The sequence below is a fragment of the Plesiocystis pacifica SIR-1 genome, assembly GCF_000170895.1.
In the GTDB taxonomy this organism is placed as follows: Bacteria; Myxococcota_A; Polyangia; order Nannocystales; family Nannocystaceae; genus Plesiocystis; species Plesiocystis pacifica.
This window is the reverse complement of the sequence record NZ_ABCS01000036.1, coordinates 1-19,123: the sequence shown is the minus strand read 5'-3', so window position 1 is coordinate 19,123 and position 19,123 is coordinate 1. Positions and strand designations below refer to the sequence as shown.

Below are 19,123 nucleotides of genomic sequence, written 5' to 3'. Positions count from 1 at the left end.
CTCCAGTCGATCCCAATCGAGGAATTTCGAGAAATTTCGAGGTCGGGAACGTCTTGGCGAGCTGCCCAGACTACCGGGCCATGCAGCTCGTCACTCTCGCTGATCCCGAGGGGCGTTACTACGTCCCCGCCTCCGACAACACCATTGGTCCGAGCGCGAGCCTGCCCGGGCCGGAGTCCGTCTATCTGGTCGAGAACCTGGGCCGGCCGGGCAAGATCCTGCGCACCGGAAACCGACTCACCCTGCGCCACCTGGCGACCAACCGCCTCGTGGCCATGGACAGGGGCAAGGGCTGCCTGGTCCTGACCCACGAGCAGCGCGACCACCACACGGGGACCCACGTCGCGCTCTTGCGGGCCTTGCACGCGCGCACCCACGGGGGGCTGTTGCGCTGGCGGCTGGCCGACCACGGAGACGAGCACGGGGCGGCGGCCGTCGAGGTCATCGCCCTCGATCGCTCGAGCGGGGCGCGGATCTTGGGCGGCTCCGGGGCCCTGGTCCGCGCGGGCGCGGACGTCCGGGCCGTGGCCACCCGCGGCGAGGTGCTCAACTTTCACCCCGCGGCGATCACCGACGTGCGCGACATCCACGACGGCCAGCTCGTGTGGCTGTCGATCGGCGGCCACCCCTTGCACAGCGGTAACGACGACGCCGACGAGGCCCCCGTCGAGGTCGGCTCCCTGCGCCGTGGCCCGCTCCAGGACGCGTGGTGGGGCGGGCGGATCTTCCGGGTCCAGGCCCTCGAGAGCGACACCTACCTCAGCGACGGTCAACGCTTTCGCCTGCGCGAGACCGTGCTGCTCCAGTCGAGCGAGCGCCGGGCCCTGGTCTTGCGCAACGATCGCCTGATGGTCGCGGCGAAGGTCGCCGACGACGACCCGAGCTCGATCTTCACCTACGCCTCGCTCGTCGACCTGGACCTGAACTGGGCCGGCTCGCGCCTGGACAACGCGACCTTGGTCGATCCGCCGCGAGAGGAGGGCTTTCGCCGCGTGCGGACCGAGGGCCGGGTGTTCGTGACGGCGCAGGTCGGCACGATCCCGCTCAAGGAATTCTGCTCCAAGGCTCGGCGCGACATCATGACGACGGCGACGGCGATCGGGCAAGAGCAGGCCCTGGAGGCGGGCTACAGCTTCCGCGGAGTGGTCGGCTGGGTCTGGCCCTCGGCCCGACCGGGGACCGTGGTCGCGCGCCAGTACTGGAGCGGCGCCCGCGGGGACAACCTGCTCGTAGCCACGGAGGCCGGCGAGTACTCGGCCGGGGGCTACCGCTACGTCTACGACGACTGCTACATCTATCCGCCCAAGGGCGTCGAGGCGACGACGACTTCCTTTGGCCCGGAGCGCTCGCCCCAGCTCTCCGTCGCCAGCGACAGGCTGTCCGTGGCCGACTCCAAGATCAACTTCGGCTCCAAGGTCACCTTCGGCGGCAAGCCCCGCGCCCTCAAGGCCCTGGTGCTCAGCGGCGGCGGCGCCAAGGGGGCCTTCGAGGCCGGCGCGGTCGCGGAGCTGTGGAAGACGGGCTACCGCCCCGACATCATCTGCGGGGTCTCGGTGGGGGCCGTCAACGCGATCAAGCTGGCCGAGGGCGCCCCCGACTCGGCCGAGCAACTGGTCGCGATGTGGCGGGCCTTCTCGGCCGATCGCAACGCGATCTTTTGGCGCAACTATCACCTGTGGCTCCTCGAAGCCGCGGTCCAGCGCGCCCTTGACTCGGCCGAGGACGCGGCGTTGTGGGGGGGCGTGGCCAAGCTGTTCATGGGCCTGCTCAACCCCGTCTCGATGTTCTCTGATGACGTGACCGCCGTCGCCACGACCTTGCTCACCGCCGAGGCCAACGGCCTCGACGACCACCTGCGCCGGGTCCTCAACCTCGCGACGATGACCCACGGCATGCACTGCATGGAGCCCCTGCGCCGGCTGATCACCGAGCACACCCGGCCCGCGCTCATCCGCGCCGCTGGTACGGTCTTGCGCCTGGGGATCAGCGACGCGAAGTCGGGGACCTTCTTCTCCGTGGGCGAGCCCATCGCAGACGGGGACCTGGCCAACTACGGCTACATCGACCCCGAGCCCGACATGGCCCTGAGCGCCGACTGGCTGCGCCAACCAGCCTTTGGTTGCAAGCGCTTCGCCATGCGCCTGCGCGACGCGGTCTACGCCTCGAGCATCATGCCCTTGTTCATGGAGCCCATGGAGATGCAGCTCGGCTCGCCGCGCCTGGTCGACACCGAGCACGGGCGGGTCGGCCTGCTCCACGGGGACGTGCCCGAGGCGGTCCGCAACATCGTCCAGGCGATGTCGCCCAACGGTGAGCCCAACTGGTCGCCCAATCACAACCCCATCGAGCACCTCGCCGGGACCATCGATCACTACGCGGAGCGCCACGGGCTGCCCGCTGACAAGGAGGCACGAGCGGCCAAGATCCGCCAGACGGCGCGCCTGACCGCGGACGGCAAGCGGGGGCGGGACTCGAGCCGCCGAGTGCTGTTCGACGGCGGGCTCGTCGACGCGGTCCCCCTGCGCACGGCCATGCGCCTGGGGGCGACGGAGATCCTCGTGGTCGGGGTCGATGAGTTTGGCGTGGGCGGCCAGCCCGTGGAGACCTCGGCGCCGATCACCCAGTACTCGTGGCTCGACAACATCGTCGGTGGGGCGGGGATCATGGGGGGCATCGACCCGGCCACCTTGCCCGCGGTGAAGTACCTGTTCTCAACGCTCGGGGGCTTCGTGCACAACACGGCTCGCAACGACGTGCTCGCGCCCCTCGGGGTCCTCGACGCACGCCGAGTCGGGGAGATCGCCCGGGAGATGCTGCCCGCGGATCGCCACGCCAACTTCGCCCAGCAGGTGCGTGAGGCCATGGACGCGACCGTCGAGAACCGGCGCGACTGGCTAGGCGGGACCACGGGCTTGGGCGGGACCCGGGCCATGGCCTACGGCGACCTGAGCTGCGGGGGCGTGTCTGTGGACATGATCTTGCCCGACCGGCCGCTGCTCGACGCCCAAGCCTTCGACGACGCGGCCGGGGTCGAGGAGGCCCTCGAGCTCGGTCGGATCGCCGCGCGCGACCCCATCGCAATGTAGAGCGAGGGCCCGTGTCGAAGCCCCCGCCCCTGGGTCTGCCCGGGGGGCGGGGCTGCGGCGCGACTCCGAAGGTGACACGATTGACCTGGGCGAGGGTGGAGCGGTGACGGCGGTGAACGAAGAGGGCTCGATTGACCTCGAAGGCGCGCGCCTGCGGGCCTCGCTCAAGGCCCGCTTGTTTGGCCAGCGAGCCCCGCGGCCGCGGCTGCTCCGCTACGAGCTCCTCGAGCCCATCGGCGAAGGGGCCATGGGCACGGTCTACCGCGCGCGGGACCACGACCTCGAGCGCGACGTGGCCCTCAAGCTCCTGCGCAGCGCCGAGCTCGGGTCGGCCGAGCGCGTGCGCCGGGAGGCCCGGGCGCTCGCCCGCTTGAACCATCCCAACGTCGTCACGATCCACGAGATCGGCGAGGCCGAGGGGCAGGTGTTCATCGCCATGGAGCTCGTCGAGGGCCGCGACCTCGGGGCCTGGGCCGAGCGCACCCCGCCGGGCTCCCGGGCGCGCTTTGCCGAGCTCGCGGACCTGGCGATCGAGGCCGCGGAGGGCCTGGTCGCAGCCCACGCCGCCGGGATCCTCCACCGCGACCTCAAGCCCAGCAACCTCTTGCTCGGCGACGATGGCCGGGTCCGGCTCGCGGACTTTGGCCTGGCGCAGCTCAACGGCGCGAGGGCTTCGCAGTGGGTCACCGCGCGCGAGGACAGCGTCCGCGCTGCGAGCGAGCGGATCACACGCTCCGACCACGTCGTCGGTACGCCGGCCTACATGGCTCCCGAGCAGTTCGAAGGCGGCGCGCAGGCCAAGAGCGATCAGTACGGTTTTTGCGCGACCTTCTTCAAGCTCGCCTTTGGCCACTTGCCCTTTGAGGGCACGAGCCTCACCGCGCTTCGAGACCGCCCGCCCGGGGATCCGCCCGCGCCCTGGACCCGGAGCTCGGGGGTCCCGCGTTGGTTTCACCGGGTGCTCGCTCGCGGGCTGCGCTTCGATCCCGGCCAGCGCCACCCGAGCATGGCGGCCCTCCGCGACGCCCTCGTGCGTCGGCGGTCACGGCCGCGCCGCGTGGCCGTGACCCTCGGGCTCGCCGTCGTGGTCGCCAGTGGAGTCGCGGGCGGCGTCGGCCTGGGAGGCGTCGGCGGGTCCGCGCCCGAGCCGACCTGCGTCGCCGTCGAGCCCGGCCTCGACTCGCTGTGGAGCCCCCACCAGCGCGCGGAGCTCGAGGCGGCCTTTTTGGCTACCGAAGCTCCCCACGCCGCGTCGGTGTTTGGGCGGGTGGAGCGAGAGCTCGAGGCGGTCATCGCCGACCAGCGCGCGGCCCAGCGTGAGCTGTGCGAGTTCGAGCGAGGGGGACGCTCACCCGCGACCCAGGCCCGGCGGCGGTGCATGGAGCGGAGCCGGCGAGCCGTGCTGGAGCTCGAGCGCGCCTTTGACTCCATGACGGTCGGCGAGCTCAGCCACGCGGTCCAGGCGACCGTCGCCCTGCCCTCCATGGCCGAGTGCGAGCGCGAGCCCAGGCCTGCCCGGGCCGGGCTCGCCGAGGAGCTGGCCGCGGGCCTGAACGCGGACCTCGATGGCGCTCGCGTGGCGATCGATCTCTACCGTCACGAGGAGGGGGCCGCCCTCGCCGAGTCCGTCGCGCGCCAGGCCGAGCGGCGCGGGCGCTGGCGAGAGCGAGCCCAGGCGGCCGGGATGCTCGCCGTGGTCGCGCACCGCAACCATATCGGCGCGGACTCCAGGCGGTGGTCCGAGGCCATGCTCGAGGGGGCCGAGCGCAGCGGCGAGCTGCTCTTGCAAGTCCGGGCCTGGATCCGCCTGGCCCACGCCGCGCGCATGGAGGGAGAGCTCGAGCTGGCCGAGTTCGCGGTCGGGCGCGGGCGCAGCACCCTCGAGCGCCTGGGCCACGCTCCCCAGCTCGACGGGGAGCTGCACTCGATCGCGGCCCTGATCGCCCGGGATCGTGACATGCCCGAGGCCGCTGTGTCCGCCTACGAGGCCGCCATCGAGGCCCTCGAGGCCGCGCCCCCGTCCGCTCGCCAGGCCCTCGCGGGGGTGACTTGCGACTTCGCCTTTTTACACATGCGTACCCACGAGGCCGACCTCGCGGCCGTGCAGGCGCGGCGCTGCGTCGAGCGCCACGAGCAGCTCCTCGGGCCACGCCACCCCCAGCTCGCGGCGCCGCGGACGATCTTCGCCGAGGCGCTGATTTGGCAAGGTGAATTCGAGCGGGCCCTCGAGGTCGCCGACTCCGCCCAGGCCGACTTCGAGCTCGCCCCGAGCCTCGCCCTGCCGCGGGCGCGCGCGAAGCTGGGCCTCGTGCGCGCGACGGCCCACCGACGCAGGTCGGAGGTCCCCGCCGCGACCGCGGCCTTGCGCTCGGTGCTCGAGGCCCTCGAGGGGGTCGCGGACGTCGAGGACATGCGCCGCGCCGCTCGGATCGACCTCGGCAGCGTGTTGCTCGAGGCCGAGGACTGCGAGGGCGCGCGCGAGCAGCTCGCGCAGCTCGCCGGGGGCGAGGCGCCGGCGGACGACGCCCCGCTCAACGACGGCATCGTCCGCCTCAACCTCGCGACCGCCGAGGCCTGCGTGGGCGAGGCCCCAGCCGCCCGCGTGCACGCAGCCCAGGCCCAGGCGATCATGGAGCGCTTCCTCGAGCCCGGGTCCATGGCTCACATCCAGCTCCTGCGTACGCTGGCGGACATCTACAACGTCACCGCGGCCTGGGGGCAGGCCGAGGCCCTCGCGGGCCAGGCCCTCGCCGACGCCACCCACGTCGGGGCCGGGCCCTACGAACTGGGTGTCATCCGCTTTCAGCTCGCCCGCGCCCGGGCCGGCCAGGGGGACTGGGTTCGGGCACGCGCCTTCACACGCACGGCGCAGCACGAGCTTAGCGCCGCAGGCAGCGACGGCGAGGCCTGGAGCGAGCGCCTCGAGGACTGGCTGCGAGACAACCCCCGGGCGCGCTGAGCTGCGCGCTTCGATGTTTGCGGCATCCACTCGTTGCGCGCACCGGACCTGGGGGACTAGCCTCAGCCTGCGTGCTTCAGGACCACGAGCTGCTCACTCGCTGGCGAGGCGGAGATCAGGCCGCCGGGAGCGAGCTCTTTGATCGCCACTTCGACTCCCTGCGCTGCTTTTTTGGGACCAAGGTCCAGATCAGCGAGGTCGAGGACCTCATGCAGCGCACGATGCTCGCCTGCGTCGAGTCCGTGCCCAAGTTCCGCGGGGACGCGAGCTTTCGAACCTTCCTGTTTGTCATCGCCCGGCGCGAGCTCTACGACTTCATTCAACGCAAGGTCCGCAGGTTCGAGCGCGAGGCCCCCGATCTGGGCGTCAGCTCGATCCTCGACCTCGGGCTGACGCCCAGCATGGTCGTCGCGGTCCACGAGCGAGAGGTGCTGGTCGCCGAGGCCATGCGGCGCATCCCCGTCGATTATCAGGTCACCCTCGAGCTCTTTTATTGGGAGCAGATGCGCGGCCCCGAGCTGGCCGAGGTCCTGGGCATCTCTCCGACGACCGTGCGCACCCGACTGCATCGCGCGCGCGCGGCCTTGCTCGAGATCTTGAGCGAGCACGCTCCGGAGCTGGGCTTTGGTCCCCAGGATCTGGAGGCCTCCGTCGAGGCCCTGGGCCGGTCGCGCGGCGCGGCCTGAGTCGCCGGGCACGCCGGGACCTTGCAAGGGCCCAGGGCGAAGGCAGGTCCGACCACCCCAGCGAGCTGAAATTCGGGCAAAGGGGCGCGGGGCTCGATGAGGACCTGAGCTCGAGACATGCACGCCGGAGGGAGCGAGGCCGACGCGGTCGAGAAGGCAGAGGCGGCCATCAAGGCGGGCTTGTCCAGGGTCGCCGAAGGCGGCTACTCCGCACGGTCGGCTGGACCCCGACGAGGGCTCGACGGGTCGCCACGAGCACAGGCCGATCCCCGTAGGGCCACACGCCCTTGTAGACCGCCGCGACCGCGTAGGTCCGTCGGCCCATGCCGACTCTCGGAGATCTTCGAGATCCATCAAGATCGCTCCGAGCCATGAACCCCCGATCCGCGAGCTTGCCCGAGTACCTCGAGGCCGAGGAGCTCGCCTCGCTGCTGCGAGTCAGCCGCAAGACGATCTACGAAGCGGTCGCGCGGGGTGAGATCCGGGCGCGCTGCGTGTCGGGCGACTGATCCGCTTCCGGCGTGACGCCGTGCTCGAGTGGCTCGCCGATACGGGCTGAGGCTCGAGCACCCTCACGAGCTGCAAGAAGCCGGCCTCGCTGAATCAGCGAGGCCGGCTTCTTCGTGCCGCAGCACATGTGCTGTCGTCGTGCTGCGAGTCTGTGTCTCGGGGTCGGGGAAAAGGCCAGTCTTCTCGGCGGGTTGCGGGCCAAGACCCCGACATCGTTCGGGTTCTCCGCAGCCCACCTCGAAACCTTGCAGTATGCCGGATACAGCGTCGGTTTCGTTCCTTGGCCTCGACGCGCAGCGGCGCACCTGACGACGCGCGGCGAATTTCAGCAGCTCGTTAGCAAGCAAAGAGCGGGGACGATGGACTCGCCCCCGCTCGCGGCTTTGGTGCTTTGGTGTGTGGGATGGTTCAGCGCAGGTAGACCGAGCCGGACCACCACGGGAACCAGCCCTCGTCCTCGCTGCCGGCCTCGCCCCAGCCGATGCGGAACAGCGAGGTCGGCCCGGCGAGGGTGAAGGGCGTATCGTTGGCGGCGAAGTCCGTGACGCAGCTGGTGCAGTTCACGTTGGGGTTCTCGACGGCGAAGCTCGTCGTCGGGCCGGGCTCGTCGCCCGAGCCGAAGGACACGTCGCCCTGGACCGAGTTGCCGTTGGCGTCGTCCCAGCTGGTCTGGGTGAACACCGCCCCGACGATGCCGCTGGCGTCGTTGCCGTTGGCCCGCATGCTGTAGTCGGACAGGTAGAAGGCCTCGAAGGTCGGCAGGAAGGTGATGTCCCAGTAGTAGGTGTGGTCGCCGTCGCCGTCGGAGGTGAAGGGGCGGCAGCTGGCGTCGACGCCCTCCTCGACGGCGGGCTCGACCGCGGTCAGGGTCGAGTCGAGGTCGCCGTTGCAGGTGCTGCCGAGCTGGATCTGCGTCCACCCGCCGCCGTCGGTGGTCATGTCGCAGTTGGTCTCGAAGGGCACGTCGTTGGGGTTGACCCAGTAGGTGCCGTCGCCGGTGGAGCAGCCGTTCTCGAGGATCTCGAGGCAGGAGGCGCCGGCCGTCTCCATGGTCAGGCCGTCGTTGCCCATGCACTCCGGGCCCTCCTCGGTGGTCTCCTCTTCGGTGGTGTCGGTCTCCTCCTCGGTGGTCTCCTCTTCGGTGGTGTCGGTCTCCTCCTCGGTGGTCTCCTCGGTGGTGTCGGTCTCCTCCGTCGATTCTTCGGTGGTCTCGGTGGTCTCTTCCGTCGACTCCTCGGTCGTCGTTTCGGTCGTGGTGTCCGTCGATTCCTCGGTCGACTCTTCGGTCTCCGTATCCGCGGCTTCGTCCGTCTCACCGTCTCCCGAGTCGCCACATGCCGTGGCAGCCAGGAGGACAGAAATTGCGATTAGATGCTCAAATTTGCGTTTCATGGCCAATTACCGGTGTGTTCAATTGCGCCGCGGCGCCGCGCCTCGAATGCAAGGCACGGCGGTTCGTCGGTTCTTCCCCGACCCAAGGAGGGAAGCACCAGCGTTGACGCTCCTCAATGGTGAAGGCTGACTGTGCGTGTGTCAACCGCGCCAGGGCTCTGCCCGCGGAGGTGGGGCGTCACAGCATGGCGCGGACGCGCTCGATCAGCTTCTTCGCGCGGAAGGGCTTTTGGATCAGCTCGATCCCACCCAGCTCGCGAATCTTGCTCTCATCGAGCTCACCGTCGGTATAGCCGCTCATGAACAGGACCTTGGCGTCGGGCCTGATCTCGCGCAGCTGCTTGGCGAGGTCGAGGCCGCCGAGCCGGGGCATGACGAAGTCCGTCAGCACCAGGTCGATGGTCCCGTCATACTCGGCGCACAGCTCGAGGCAGGCCAGGCCGTCCTCGGTGCACAGGACCTCGAAGCCGTAGAGCTGCAGGATTTGTTGCACCGTGCGACGCACGGGGGCCTCGTCCTCGACCACGAGGATGGTCTCGGTGGTCTCGGCGGCGGGCGTGACCTCGCCGAGCTCGGCCTCGGCGGCCTGCTCCTCGCTCGCGGGGCGCTCGAGGGGGCCCGCGCTGGGGAACCACACCTCGAACATCGTGCCCATGCCGACGGCGCTCTCGACCTGGAGGTAGGCCTTGGACTGCTCGACGATGCCGAGCACCGTGGACAGGCCCAGGCCCGTGCCCTCGCCGACGCCCTTGGTCGTGAAGAAGGGCTCGAAGATGTGGGCGAGGGTGTCGGCGTCCATGCCCTCGCCGGTGTCGGTGATCTCGAGGACCACGTAGCCCCCCGGCGGGATGGGCTTGGGCTGGCACGCGAGGGCCTCGGTCAGGGCCTCGGTCCGCGTGCGCACGGCGATGGGTTCGCCGGCGGGGCTGGCGTCGCGGGCGTTGATGACCAGGTTGAGGATGACCTGCTCGATCTGCTGGGGGTCGACGAGGATGGCGTCGAGCTCGGGGGCGAGGGCGACCTGCAGGGGGTGGTCCGGGCCGAGCAGGCGCTCGAGCAGCTTGCTGCTGCCGTCGACGAGGCGGTTGAGGTCGCTGCGCTCGGGCTGGAGCACCTGGCGGCGGGAGAAGGCCAGCAGCTGCCGGGTCAGGGCGGAGCCCCGCTCCGCGGCGTCGCGGATCACGTCGAGCTCTTCGCGGCTGCGCTCGAGGTGTTCGCGGGTCTCGGGCTCGCGGCTGGACAGCTCCCTGGCGCGGCGACGCCAGCGGCTCGACAGCAGATCGGCCGAGCCGATGATCGAGGTCAGCAGGTTGTTGAAGTCGTGGGCGACCCCGCCGGCGAGCTGCCCGATGGCCTCCATCTTCTGGGACTGGCGCAGCTGGGCCTCGAGCTCGCGGCGCTGGGTCTCGGCCCGCTCGCGCTCGAGGATCTCGCGCTCGAGCTGGGCCTTGGACGCGGCGAGCTCCTCGGCGTGGACGCGCATCTCGTCGTAGTAGCGGGCGTTCTCGAGGGAGATGGCGGCCTGCGAGAGCAGGGTCTGGAGGACCACGATGCGCGCCTCGGTGAAGGCCCCGGCGGCGTGCTCGTTCTCGAGGTAGAGCGCGCCGAGCAGCCGATCTTGGCGACGCACCGGGATGCACAGCAGCGACTTGAGCGCGCGGGCGCGGACGTGGGGGTCGTCGACGAAGGGGCCCTCGCGCGCGGCGTCCTCGAGCACCACGTTGGCGCCGGTGTCGAGCACGTGGCGGACGACCTGGAGGGCGAGCTTGCTCGGGTCGGGGGGGCCGGGCGGGCGCAGGTGCGGGGTCTCGTGGTCGGTGGACGCCTCGGCTGCGACCCGGACCGCGTCGGGGCGCAGCGCGTCGGGCTCGCCGTCGTGGAGCAGGAGCACGGCCCGGTTGGCGCCGGCGTTGAGCAGGATGATCCGCATCAGCCGGGCGAGCAGCTCGTCGCGGTTGATCTCGCTCGAGATGGCCTGGGAGGCCTGGGTGACCGTGGCGAGATCGAGGGCCTGCGAGCTCCCGCCGCTGGGCGGCCCCCAGCTGCGGCTGGCCGCGCTCGCGCTGGCCTCGGCGGGGTCGAAGGCGGGGAACTCCGCGGACAGCAGCGCGACCTTGCGGCGGGCGCCCCAGCGCGCGTAGAGGGAGAAGGCGGCGCGCAGGTAGGGCTCGGCCAGGCGCGGGTTGTGGCGGCGCATCCACATCCGCCCGGCGAGCTCGTGGGCGAGGGCCTGGTCGTGGATGAAGCCCTGCTCCTCGGCGGCGGTGATGGCCTGCTCGTAGAGGTCGAGGGCCGCGATCACGTCGCCGTCGCAGCGCGCGAGCTCGGCCGAGACCAGGCAGTGCTTGTGGGCGAAGTTCTCCGGGCAGCTGTTGGCCCACTGCTCCATCTGGCGCTGGTTGTGCTCGATGGTCGCGAGGGTGACGTGCTGGCGGTCCTCGGGCAGCTCGGCCAGGCCGGCGGCGAGGGCCAGGGAGTGGTGGAAGTTGCGGTCGGCGGTCGCGACGTGGCCGAGGGCGTAGGGCAGCTCGCGCTTGCTCGCGCTGACGGCCTCGACGGCGGCCTGGTGATCGCCGAGGGTGTTGGCGACGATCGCCCGGTAGATGTGGTGCATGCTCAGCGCGAGGTAGCTCTGATCCGCCGCGCAGCTGGCCGCGAAGGCGGCGCTCTGGGCCGCGGCCTCGCCGTCGTGCAGGCTCTCGCCGGTCAGCCCGCGCAGGGCCAGGCGGACGCCGCGGACCACGTTGGTCGCGTAGCCGTGGGTGCGCCCGGGCAGCTGCTGTGAGAGCTCGGCGCGCAGGCGCTCGAGCTGGGCCTCGAGGTGGTGCAGCGGCTCGCCCCCGAACAGGCGCAAGAGCAGGCGCTGGTAGTGGATGGTGCCGACCAGCTGCAGCTGCCCCGACTCGAGGCCGACCCGCAGGCCGCGGTCGTTGAGGGCCTCGCCCGCGGCCAGGGGCGCGCGCCAGGGCAGCAGGCGCCCGGCGACGACGGCACAGGCGTGGCACTCCTGGGCCAGGTCCTTGTAGCGGCGGGCGAGGGCGAGGGCGAGCTCGCCCCAGGCGTGGGCGCGGTCGTGGTTGCCGAGCACGGCCCCGACGAAGGCCCCGTAGTGGGCGTAGCCGTAGCCCGACTCGGCCACGGTGCCGTGGGTCAGGGTCAGGTTGATCAGCTTGATGGTCAGCAGCGGGAACAGGGTGTAGTGGGCCGAGGAGGCCGCGCTCATCATCGACGAGAGCAGCCGGGCCGCGGCGCGGGTGTCCCGGCGGTCCATCTCGGGCAGCTCGATGAGCGAGGCGATGTCGCGCTTGCCGAGCTTGCGCCGGTACTCGGTCAGCGCGGCCCCGAGGGCCTGGTCGATGGTCGAGTCGTCGTCGGGCAGGGCGATGTCGAGGAGCGCGAGGGCCTCGCGCCCGGTGGCCAGGGCCTCGCCGTAGCGGGCCGTCATGGTCAGGGCGTAGACCCGGGCGTCGAGGAGCTCGGCGCGGTCGACCGGGCCGCGGGCGTGGGCCAGGGCCGCGTTGAGGCGCTGGCGCGAGCGGGCGTGCTCGCCGGCCAGGAGCTCGGCCCGAGCGAGGCGCCGGTGCAGGTCCATGGTCAGCGCGTAGTGGTCGCGCCACGCCGCCTGCAGCTCGGGCTCGGACGGCGCGGAAGGGGCGTCCAGGCGGGCCAGGCTGTCGAGGCCCGCGCGCAGGTATCGAGCCGCGCTCGCGTAGACCATCGCGCTCAGGGCCCGCTCCCCGGCGATGCTGGCCAGGCGCGCGAGCTCGGTGAGCTCGGCGGGATCGTCGATGCCGGTCTGCCCCGTGGTGAGGTGATCGACGATGGTGAAGATGCGCTCGCTGAGGCGATCGGCGGGGGTGCTGGCGAGCAGCATTCGACCGATGCGCAGGCGCAGGGCGGCCCGCTCGGCCGCGGGCAGGCGGCGCTGGGCCGCCTCGCGCACGCGGTCGTGGACGAAGTCCCAGCGCCCGTCCGCGCGGAGCATGAGCATGCCGGCGCTCGCGGCCTCGTGGAGGTCGGCGTGGATGTCGTCGGCGGGCAGCTCGGCGATGGCCGCGACGGTCTCGTGGTCGAAGGAGCTGCCCAGGCAAGCGGCGGTGCGCAGGCTGGTCTGGGTGGATTGGGGCAGCTGCTCGATGCGCCGGGCGAGCAGCTCGACGACGGAGTCGCTGGCCTGCATCTGGCGCAGGGCGGTCTCGTCCCAGCGCCACGCCGGCCGCCCGGGCGCCTCGCCTTGGGGCGCTTCACCCTCGGCGGCCGTGACCGCCGTGTCCGGGGCCAGCAGCTCCTCGTCCCAGGCTGACTGCAGGAAGGTTCTGACGAACAGCGGGTTGCCGTTGGTCCGCTCGAGCACGAGCTCGGCGAGGGGCCGGCTGCGGGCGAGGGGCAGGCGGACGCAGGCCCGGATCAGCGCCTCGACCTCGTCGATGTCGAGCTCGCGCAGGGGCAGCTCGACCAGGCGCAGGGCGTGCTCGCGGACCGCCTGCAAGGTCGCGCGGGTCGGGTGGTCGTCGGGGACCTCGTCGTCGCGGACCGAGGCGATGAGCAGCAGGTGGCTCTGGTCGGCGTCGGCGGCGAGGCGCTCGAGCAGGGCCAGGCTGCCGGGGTCGGCCCACTGCAGATCGTCGAGGAAGAGCGCGAGGGGGTGGCCGGCCCGGGCGCAGGCCCGGACGAAGCGGCTGAACACCCGGTCGAAGCGGTGCTGGGACTCCTCGGGCCCGAGCGCGGGCACGGCCTCGAGCTTGCCGACGATCGGCTCCATCTCGGGGATGAGGTCGACGAGGATGCGCCCGTTGAGCGCCAGCGCAGCGCCCAGGTGCTCGCGCCACTCGGCGAACACCTCGAGGTTCGCGCCGAGCACCGTGCCGGCCAGGCTGCGGAAGGCGTCGGTGAAGCCCTGGTAGGCCCCGCGGGTGCCGGACTGCACGAACTTGCCGCGGATGAACAGCCCGGGCTGGTCGCTCAGGCGCCGCTCGAGCTCGGCGACCACGGCCGACTTGCCGACCCCGGAGCTGCCGGTGACCAGGACCAGCGAGGGCTCGCCGCGGGTCGCCTGCTCCCAGGCGCGCTCGAGGGTCTCGAGGGCGCGGGCGCGGCCGAACAGCTGCGCGGGCACGCGGAAGGCCGGAGCCCGGTGCCAGCTGTCGAGGTGAAAGTCATCGCCGAGGGCGCCGCGGCTGGCGAGGACCTCTCGGCACGCGCGCAGGTCGTGGGCGAGGCTGGCCGCGCTCTGGTAGCGCTCCTCGGGCGCCTTGGCGAGCAGGCGCATGATGATGTCCGAGATCACCGCGGGCAGCCGCGGCCGGCGGGCGCGGGGCGGCTCGGGCAGCTTGGCGAGGTGGCAGTGGACGAGCTCGAGGGGGTCCGTGGCCGTGAACGGCAGGCGGCCGCAAAGCAGCTCGTAGAGCGTCGCGCCGAGGGAGTAGAGGTCCGCGCGGTGGTCGAGGGTCCGGCTCATGCGCCCGGTCTGCTCGGGCGAGACGTAGGCCAGCGAGCCCTCGAGGCGGTCGGACGCGACGGTCAGCGCCTCGTCTCGTTTGGCCCGAACCGCGACGTCGAAGTCGATGTAGCCCAGGCGCCCGTCGGGGCTGACCAGCACGTTGCGCGGCTCGACGTTCTTGTGCACGACCCCCGCGTCATGGATCGCCGCCAGGCCCTCGGCGAGGGGAACGGCGACGTCGAGGAAGGCCTCGAGCTCCATGCCCCCGGGGGTGACCAGGGTGGCCAGGGGGCTGCCAGGGAAGTGCTCCATCACGATCGCCGCGACGCCCTCGTGGGTCTCGAAGCCGAGGGTGCGGATCACGTTGGGGTGCACGATTTCCCGACCGAGCTCCCACTCGCGCCGCAAGCGTGCGATGGCCTCGGGCCCCGCCCGGTTCGCCGCGACCGTCTTGAGTACGACGAGGGCTCCGTCCGACGAGCGCCGAGCGTGAAGGATCGACGAGCGCGGCCCCGCGTGGATGACGGAGCCGGCCTCGTAGCCAGGAAGGGTGAGCACGAGTCCTGCGATTGTAAGAGCGGAGCGACCACGAGTTGAAGGGACTCCGTGGCTCGATATCGCACCCTTAAAACGACGCGCGAGAGGCCTCTGGGGGCTCTCTCGCGCGTGTTCAGCCCTTCCGATGTGGGAGTCGGGTCACTGAGGGCAGCCGCCGCGGCGCGGCGGGCTCAGCTCTGACCCGCTTTGTCCCTCGCGCGGTGCTTCTCCAGCTCCTCGCGCATCACCGTGCGGACCACGGCGAGGTCGAAGGGCTTGAAGATCATCCGCGCGGTCACGGTCTCGATGAAGTCGCTGGCCCGCTCGGTGAAGGCCCCGCCGGTCATGAAGATGATCCGCTCGATCATCTTGGGGTGGTGCTCGGCGAGGTGCTCGTAGACGTCGCGCCCGGTCAGCTCGGGCATCATGATGTCGCAGAAGATCAGCTCGTATTGGTTGCCCTCGTCGAGGCGGTTGATGCCGTCTCGGCCGCTGGTGACCACGGTCAGCTTGTGCTCGGGGAAGGCCCGCTCGAGCGCCTTGCCGATGTTGACCTCGTCGTCGATGACGAGCACCTGCGCCGGGTCGATGGGCTTTTCCTTCTTCTCTTGCTTGCTGCGCTTGCGCCCCGGCAGGACCGAGCCCTCGGGGGCGGGCGGCAGGCGGATCTTGAAGCTGGTGCCCTGGTTGACCACCGAGTCGACCTCGATGACGCCGCCGATGCCGTAGATGATGTCGCGGCAGATGTAGAGGCCCAGGCCCGTGCCGATGCCGACGGGCTTCATGGTCACGAAGGGCTCGAAGATCCGCTTGATCAGCTCCTGGGGGATGCCCGTGCCCGTGTCGGTGACGACGACCTCGGCCCAGCCGTCGTCGCCGGTGGTGGTCACGAGGTGGATGAGGTTCTCGTCGGCGTTGCCCTCGGGGATGGCCTGGGCGGCGTTGACGATGAGGTTGAGGAAGACCTGGCCCAGGCGCGAGGAGTTCGCCATGGTCAGCGGGACGTCCATGTAGCTGCGCTCGAGCTTGGCCCGGTGGCGGATCTCGTTGATCGCCATGCGCACCGAGGAGTCGAGGACCTGGCGGACGTCGACGGGCTGGGTCTCGTCGGAGCTGCGCGAGAAGGTCTTGAGGTCGCGGGCGATGTCTCGCACGCGCCGGGCCCCGTCGGCGGTCTCGTTGAGCAGCTCGATGGTCTCCTCGCCGCACAGCTTGACCTTGGCCTTGTCCGTCGCGTCGGGGCCGCTGGCCTTCTCGGCCCGCTTGGTCAGCATGTGCAAGTTGGCGAGGATGTAGGTCAGCGGGTTGTTGATCTCGTGGGCCACGCCCGCGGCCAGGGTGCCGATCGAGGCCATGCGGTCCGAGAGCATCAGCCGGGCCTGGAGGTCCTTGCGCTCGCTCATGTCGAGCATCACGCCGTCCCACACGATGGTGCCGCTGTCCGACTTGATCGGTCGGGACTGGGCCTGGAACCAGCGCACGTCGCCGTCGGGGAGCACGAAGCGGCCCTCCCAGCTCCACAGGCTCAGGGTCTCGGCGGACTGCTCGAGGGAGCGGCGCAGGTCGTCGCGGTGCTCGTGGTGGACGCGATCGATGAAGCTGCGGATGTCCGCGATGACCTCGTCGGGCTCGAGGCCGAAGGTCTCGCGGGCGCTCTCGGCCATGAAGGTGAACTGGAAGTCGCTGCCCGGGGCGCGCTCGAACTGGATCATCACGCCCGGGATGTTCGAGGCGATCCGGCTGATGCGGGCTTCGCTCTCCGCGAGGTCCTTTTTGGTGTCGCGGACCTCCGCCGTGCGCACCTCGACGAGGCGCGCGAGCTCCTCGCGCTGGCGCTCGTTTTCGGCCTGCAGCCGCCGGTTGTCATCGAGGAGCGATTTGACGCGCGCGGCCGAGGCGACGACCTTGCGCAGCTTGGTGCTCGAGACCGGCTTGGAGATGTAGTCGTAGGCGCCAGACCGCACCGCGCTCGCTGCGGTCTCGACGGTGGGCTCGCCGGTCACGAGGATCACCTTGATCTCGGGCCAGCGCTCGGACACGGCCTCGAGCAGGGACACGCCGCTGCGCCGGGGCAGGATGATGTCCGAGACGACGACGTCGAAGGTGTCCGTTTCGAGGGTAGCGAGGGCTTGATCGACGTCTTCGGCCGTGTCGACCTGGTGCCCATCGTCGCGCAGGAACAGGGCAAAGGTGCGACGCAAGCTGCGTTCGTCGTCTACGACGAGGATCCGTGCCATGATTTCGCATTGACCGCCGCGGGGTGCAGCGTCGCCAGCTTTCTTGCCTGGCTAGAGCCGGTATATCATGCCTGGGCAACGCCGACACGATGGAGAATCGTGATGACGACCCTCGGCCCACGGGTGCCGAGACTGGCGATGGGGCCGGGGGACGACGCGGGGGCGATGCCGCCCGCGAGCGCATCGCTGCGCTGAAGACGGAGCTCGCGCGCTCACGCGCCGAGCTCGAGCGTGCCCGCGAAGACCTCGACGTGTTCTCGCAGCTGACCTCCGGGTACTGGTGGTTCGCGGAGGTCGTGAGCATCCCGCCCCCAGAGGAGACCGAGGCCGAGGGGGAGGCCCAAGCGCCGCGCCCCGTGGTCGAGCAGCGCGCGTGGACGACCCGCAGCTTCACCCGCACCACGGGCTACGACGCCGAGCACATCCGCCGCCTCGCCGCGGCCAGCATCATCCACACCGAAGACCTCCAGCCGGTCAACCAGACCATCGACGCGGTGTTGCGCGGACGGGGCCTGGGCGGCCGAGATCAGGCCGTCCACGAGTTTCGCATTCACTCCCGGGACGGATCGATCATGTGGGTGCGCCAGCGCCTCGAGGGCGTCGGCGAGGGCGTCGGTCGGCGGGTCTACGCGAGCGGCGAGCTGGTCACGGAGCGCAAGCGGACCGAGGACGCCCTCGGCCACGTCGAGGCGCGCTTTTTGTCTCTGGTCGAGCACGCGCCCAACGTGATCGTGACGATGGATCTCGAGGGCACGATCCTGTTCGTCAACCGGCGCATGCCCGGCGATCTGCGCGAGCCCTGGGAGCTCATCGGCAGCGCCGTCTTCGAGCTCACCGACGCGGCCGGGCGCGAGGCGATCCGCGAGGCGATCGCCGGGATCGTGGCGACCCAGGAGGCGCGCGAATTCACCATCCGCGGGGAGACCCCCGACCCCAGCGTGGGGGCCTGGTTCGAGGACGACCTCGACGAAGATCTCGCCGACGAGCTCGACCCCGACACCCACGCCGAGGTCGAGGCCGTCCGCGCGGCCGGGGAGGACAACCGCGAGCGCTGGTACGAGGTCCAGGCCGCGCCGGTGATCCGCGGCCGAGAGGTCGCCGCGATCACCATGATCCTCACCGACGTGACCGAGCGCCGCGACGCCGAGCAGGCCCTGCGCCACTCCGAGTCGCGGTGGCGCTTTTTGTGGGAGAACGTCCCCGACCTGATCACCGAGCTCGACCGCGAGGCCAACATCGTGGTCACCAACCGCGGCATCGAGGGCGAGTCCGTCGAGGCCCTGGTCGGGCGCTCGATGTTCGAGGTGCTCGGGGAGGCCGGCGCCCGCGAGCTGGCCATGGCCATGACCAAGTCGAAGTCCTCGGGCGAGTCCTCGAGCTTCGAGCAGGCCGTGGGCGGCCCGCCAGAGGAGGAGCTCGCCGGTCGTCGACCCTTCCAGACCTGGTGGTCGAACCGGGTCGTGTCCTTTGGCGAGGGCGAGGAGCTCGGCTACCTGCTGATCGGCACCGACATCACCGATCGCAAGGCGGCCGAGCACGAGCGCTCGAACCTCGAGGCCCAGCTGCGCCAGCAGCAAAAGCTCGAGTCGATCGGGACCCTGGCCAGCGGGGTCGCGCACGAGATCAACAACCCGATCCAGAGCATCATGAACTACGCGGATCTGATGCAGATCCGCTCGGACCCCGACAGCGACATCGCCGACTTCGCCGGGGAGATCGTGGCCGAGACCGAGCGGGTGGCCAACATCGTCCGCAACCTGCTGGCCTTCGCGCGCCAGGAGAAAGAGCACCACAGCCCCGCGCGGATGATCGACATCGTCGAGTCCACGCTGACCCTGATGAGCGCCGTGATGCGTCGGCAGCAGGTCAGCCTCGAGGTCGACGTGCCCGCGGACCTGCCCAAGATCAAGTGCCGCAGCCAGCAGGTCCAGCAGGTGTTCATGAACCTGTTCGGCAACGCCCTGCACGCGCTCAACGAGCGCTACCCCCAGTACGACGAGAACAAGGTCATTCAGGTGCGCGCGCGCGTGGCCGAGATCGAGGGCGAGCCCTGGGTGATCACCGAGGTCGAGGACCACGGCAGCGGCATCCCGGCGCCGGTGCTCGAGCGCATCTTCGATCCCTTCTTCACGACCAAGGGGCGCGACGAGGGCACGGGCCTGGGCCTGTCGGTCAGCCACGGCATCATCACCGAGCACCGCGGCGAGCTCGAGGTCGAGAGCGTCGTCGGCGAGTACACGCGCTTTTACGTCAAGCTGCGCGTGGATAACGGATGG

At 70.9% G+C, this 19,123-nt stretch carries 8 protein-coding genes; 5 read left to right on the top strand and 3 right to left on the bottom strand.

Translation table 11 applies throughout. From position 1 onward, the window contains the following. The first annotated feature begins 80 nt into the window (after positions 1 to 80). From PPSIR1_RS19145 to PPSIR1_RS46300, 4 genes are all read left to right on the top strand, one after another. Entirely contained in the window at positions 81 to 3,086 is a 3,006-nt protein-coding gene (locus PPSIR1_RS19145; RefSeq protein WP_006972774.1) for a patatin-like phospholipase family protein, read from the top strand. Positions 3,087 to 3,189: 103 nt separating this feature from the next. Then, a complete protein-coding gene (locus tag PPSIR1_RS19140) occupies positions 3,190 to 6,045 on the top strand; it encodes a serine/threonine-protein kinase (protein ID WP_006972773.1) in 2,856 nt (951 codons plus the stop codon). A 71-nt stretch (positions 6,046 to 6,116) separates the two neighbouring features. Continuing rightward, complete coding sequence (locus PPSIR1_RS19135) at positions 6,117 to 6,731, top strand: RNA polymerase sigma factor (RefSeq protein WP_006972772.1); 615 nt, start codon at positions 6,117 to 6,119, stop codon at positions 6,729 to 6,731. Positions 6,732 to 7,102: 371 nt separating this feature from the next. Next, entirely contained in the window at positions 7,103 to 7,240 is a 138-nt protein-coding gene (locus PPSIR1_RS46300) for a helix-turn-helix domain-containing protein (RefSeq protein WP_006972771.1), read from the top strand. A 409-nt stretch (positions 7,241 to 7,649) separates the two neighbouring features. Here PPSIR1_RS46300 and PPSIR1_RS48020 read toward each other — a convergent pair whose 3' ends face one another. From PPSIR1_RS48020 to PPSIR1_RS43155, 3 genes are all read right to left on the bottom strand, one after another. Further along, complete coding sequence (locus PPSIR1_RS48020; RefSeq protein ID WP_006972770.1) at positions 7,650 to 8,633, bottom strand: fibrinogen-like YCDxxxxGGGW domain-containing protein; 984 nt, start codon at positions 8,631 to 8,633, stop codon at positions 7,650 to 7,652. 178 nt (positions 8,634 to 8,811) lie between these two features. Then, positions 8,812 to 14,631 (bottom strand): AAA family ATPase, encoded by a 5,820-nt coding sequence (locus PPSIR1_RS19125; RefSeq protein WP_006972769.1) that lies wholly within the window; start codon positions 14,629 to 14,631, stop codon positions 8,812 to 8,814. A gap of 170 nt (positions 14,632 to 14,801) precedes the next feature. After that, a complete protein-coding gene (locus tag PPSIR1_RS43155) occupies positions 14,802 to 16,847 on the bottom strand; it encodes a response regulator (RefSeq protein ID WP_006972768.1) in 2,046 nt (681 codons plus the stop codon). 89 nt (positions 16,848 to 16,936) lie between these two features. Between PPSIR1_RS43155 and PPSIR1_RS43150 the strand changes: the two genes are divergently transcribed. Then, positions 16,937 to 19,123, top strand: a 2,187-nt coding sequence (locus PPSIR1_RS43150) for a PAS domain S-box protein (protein WP_006972767.1), incomplete at its 3' end; no start/stop codon positions are given.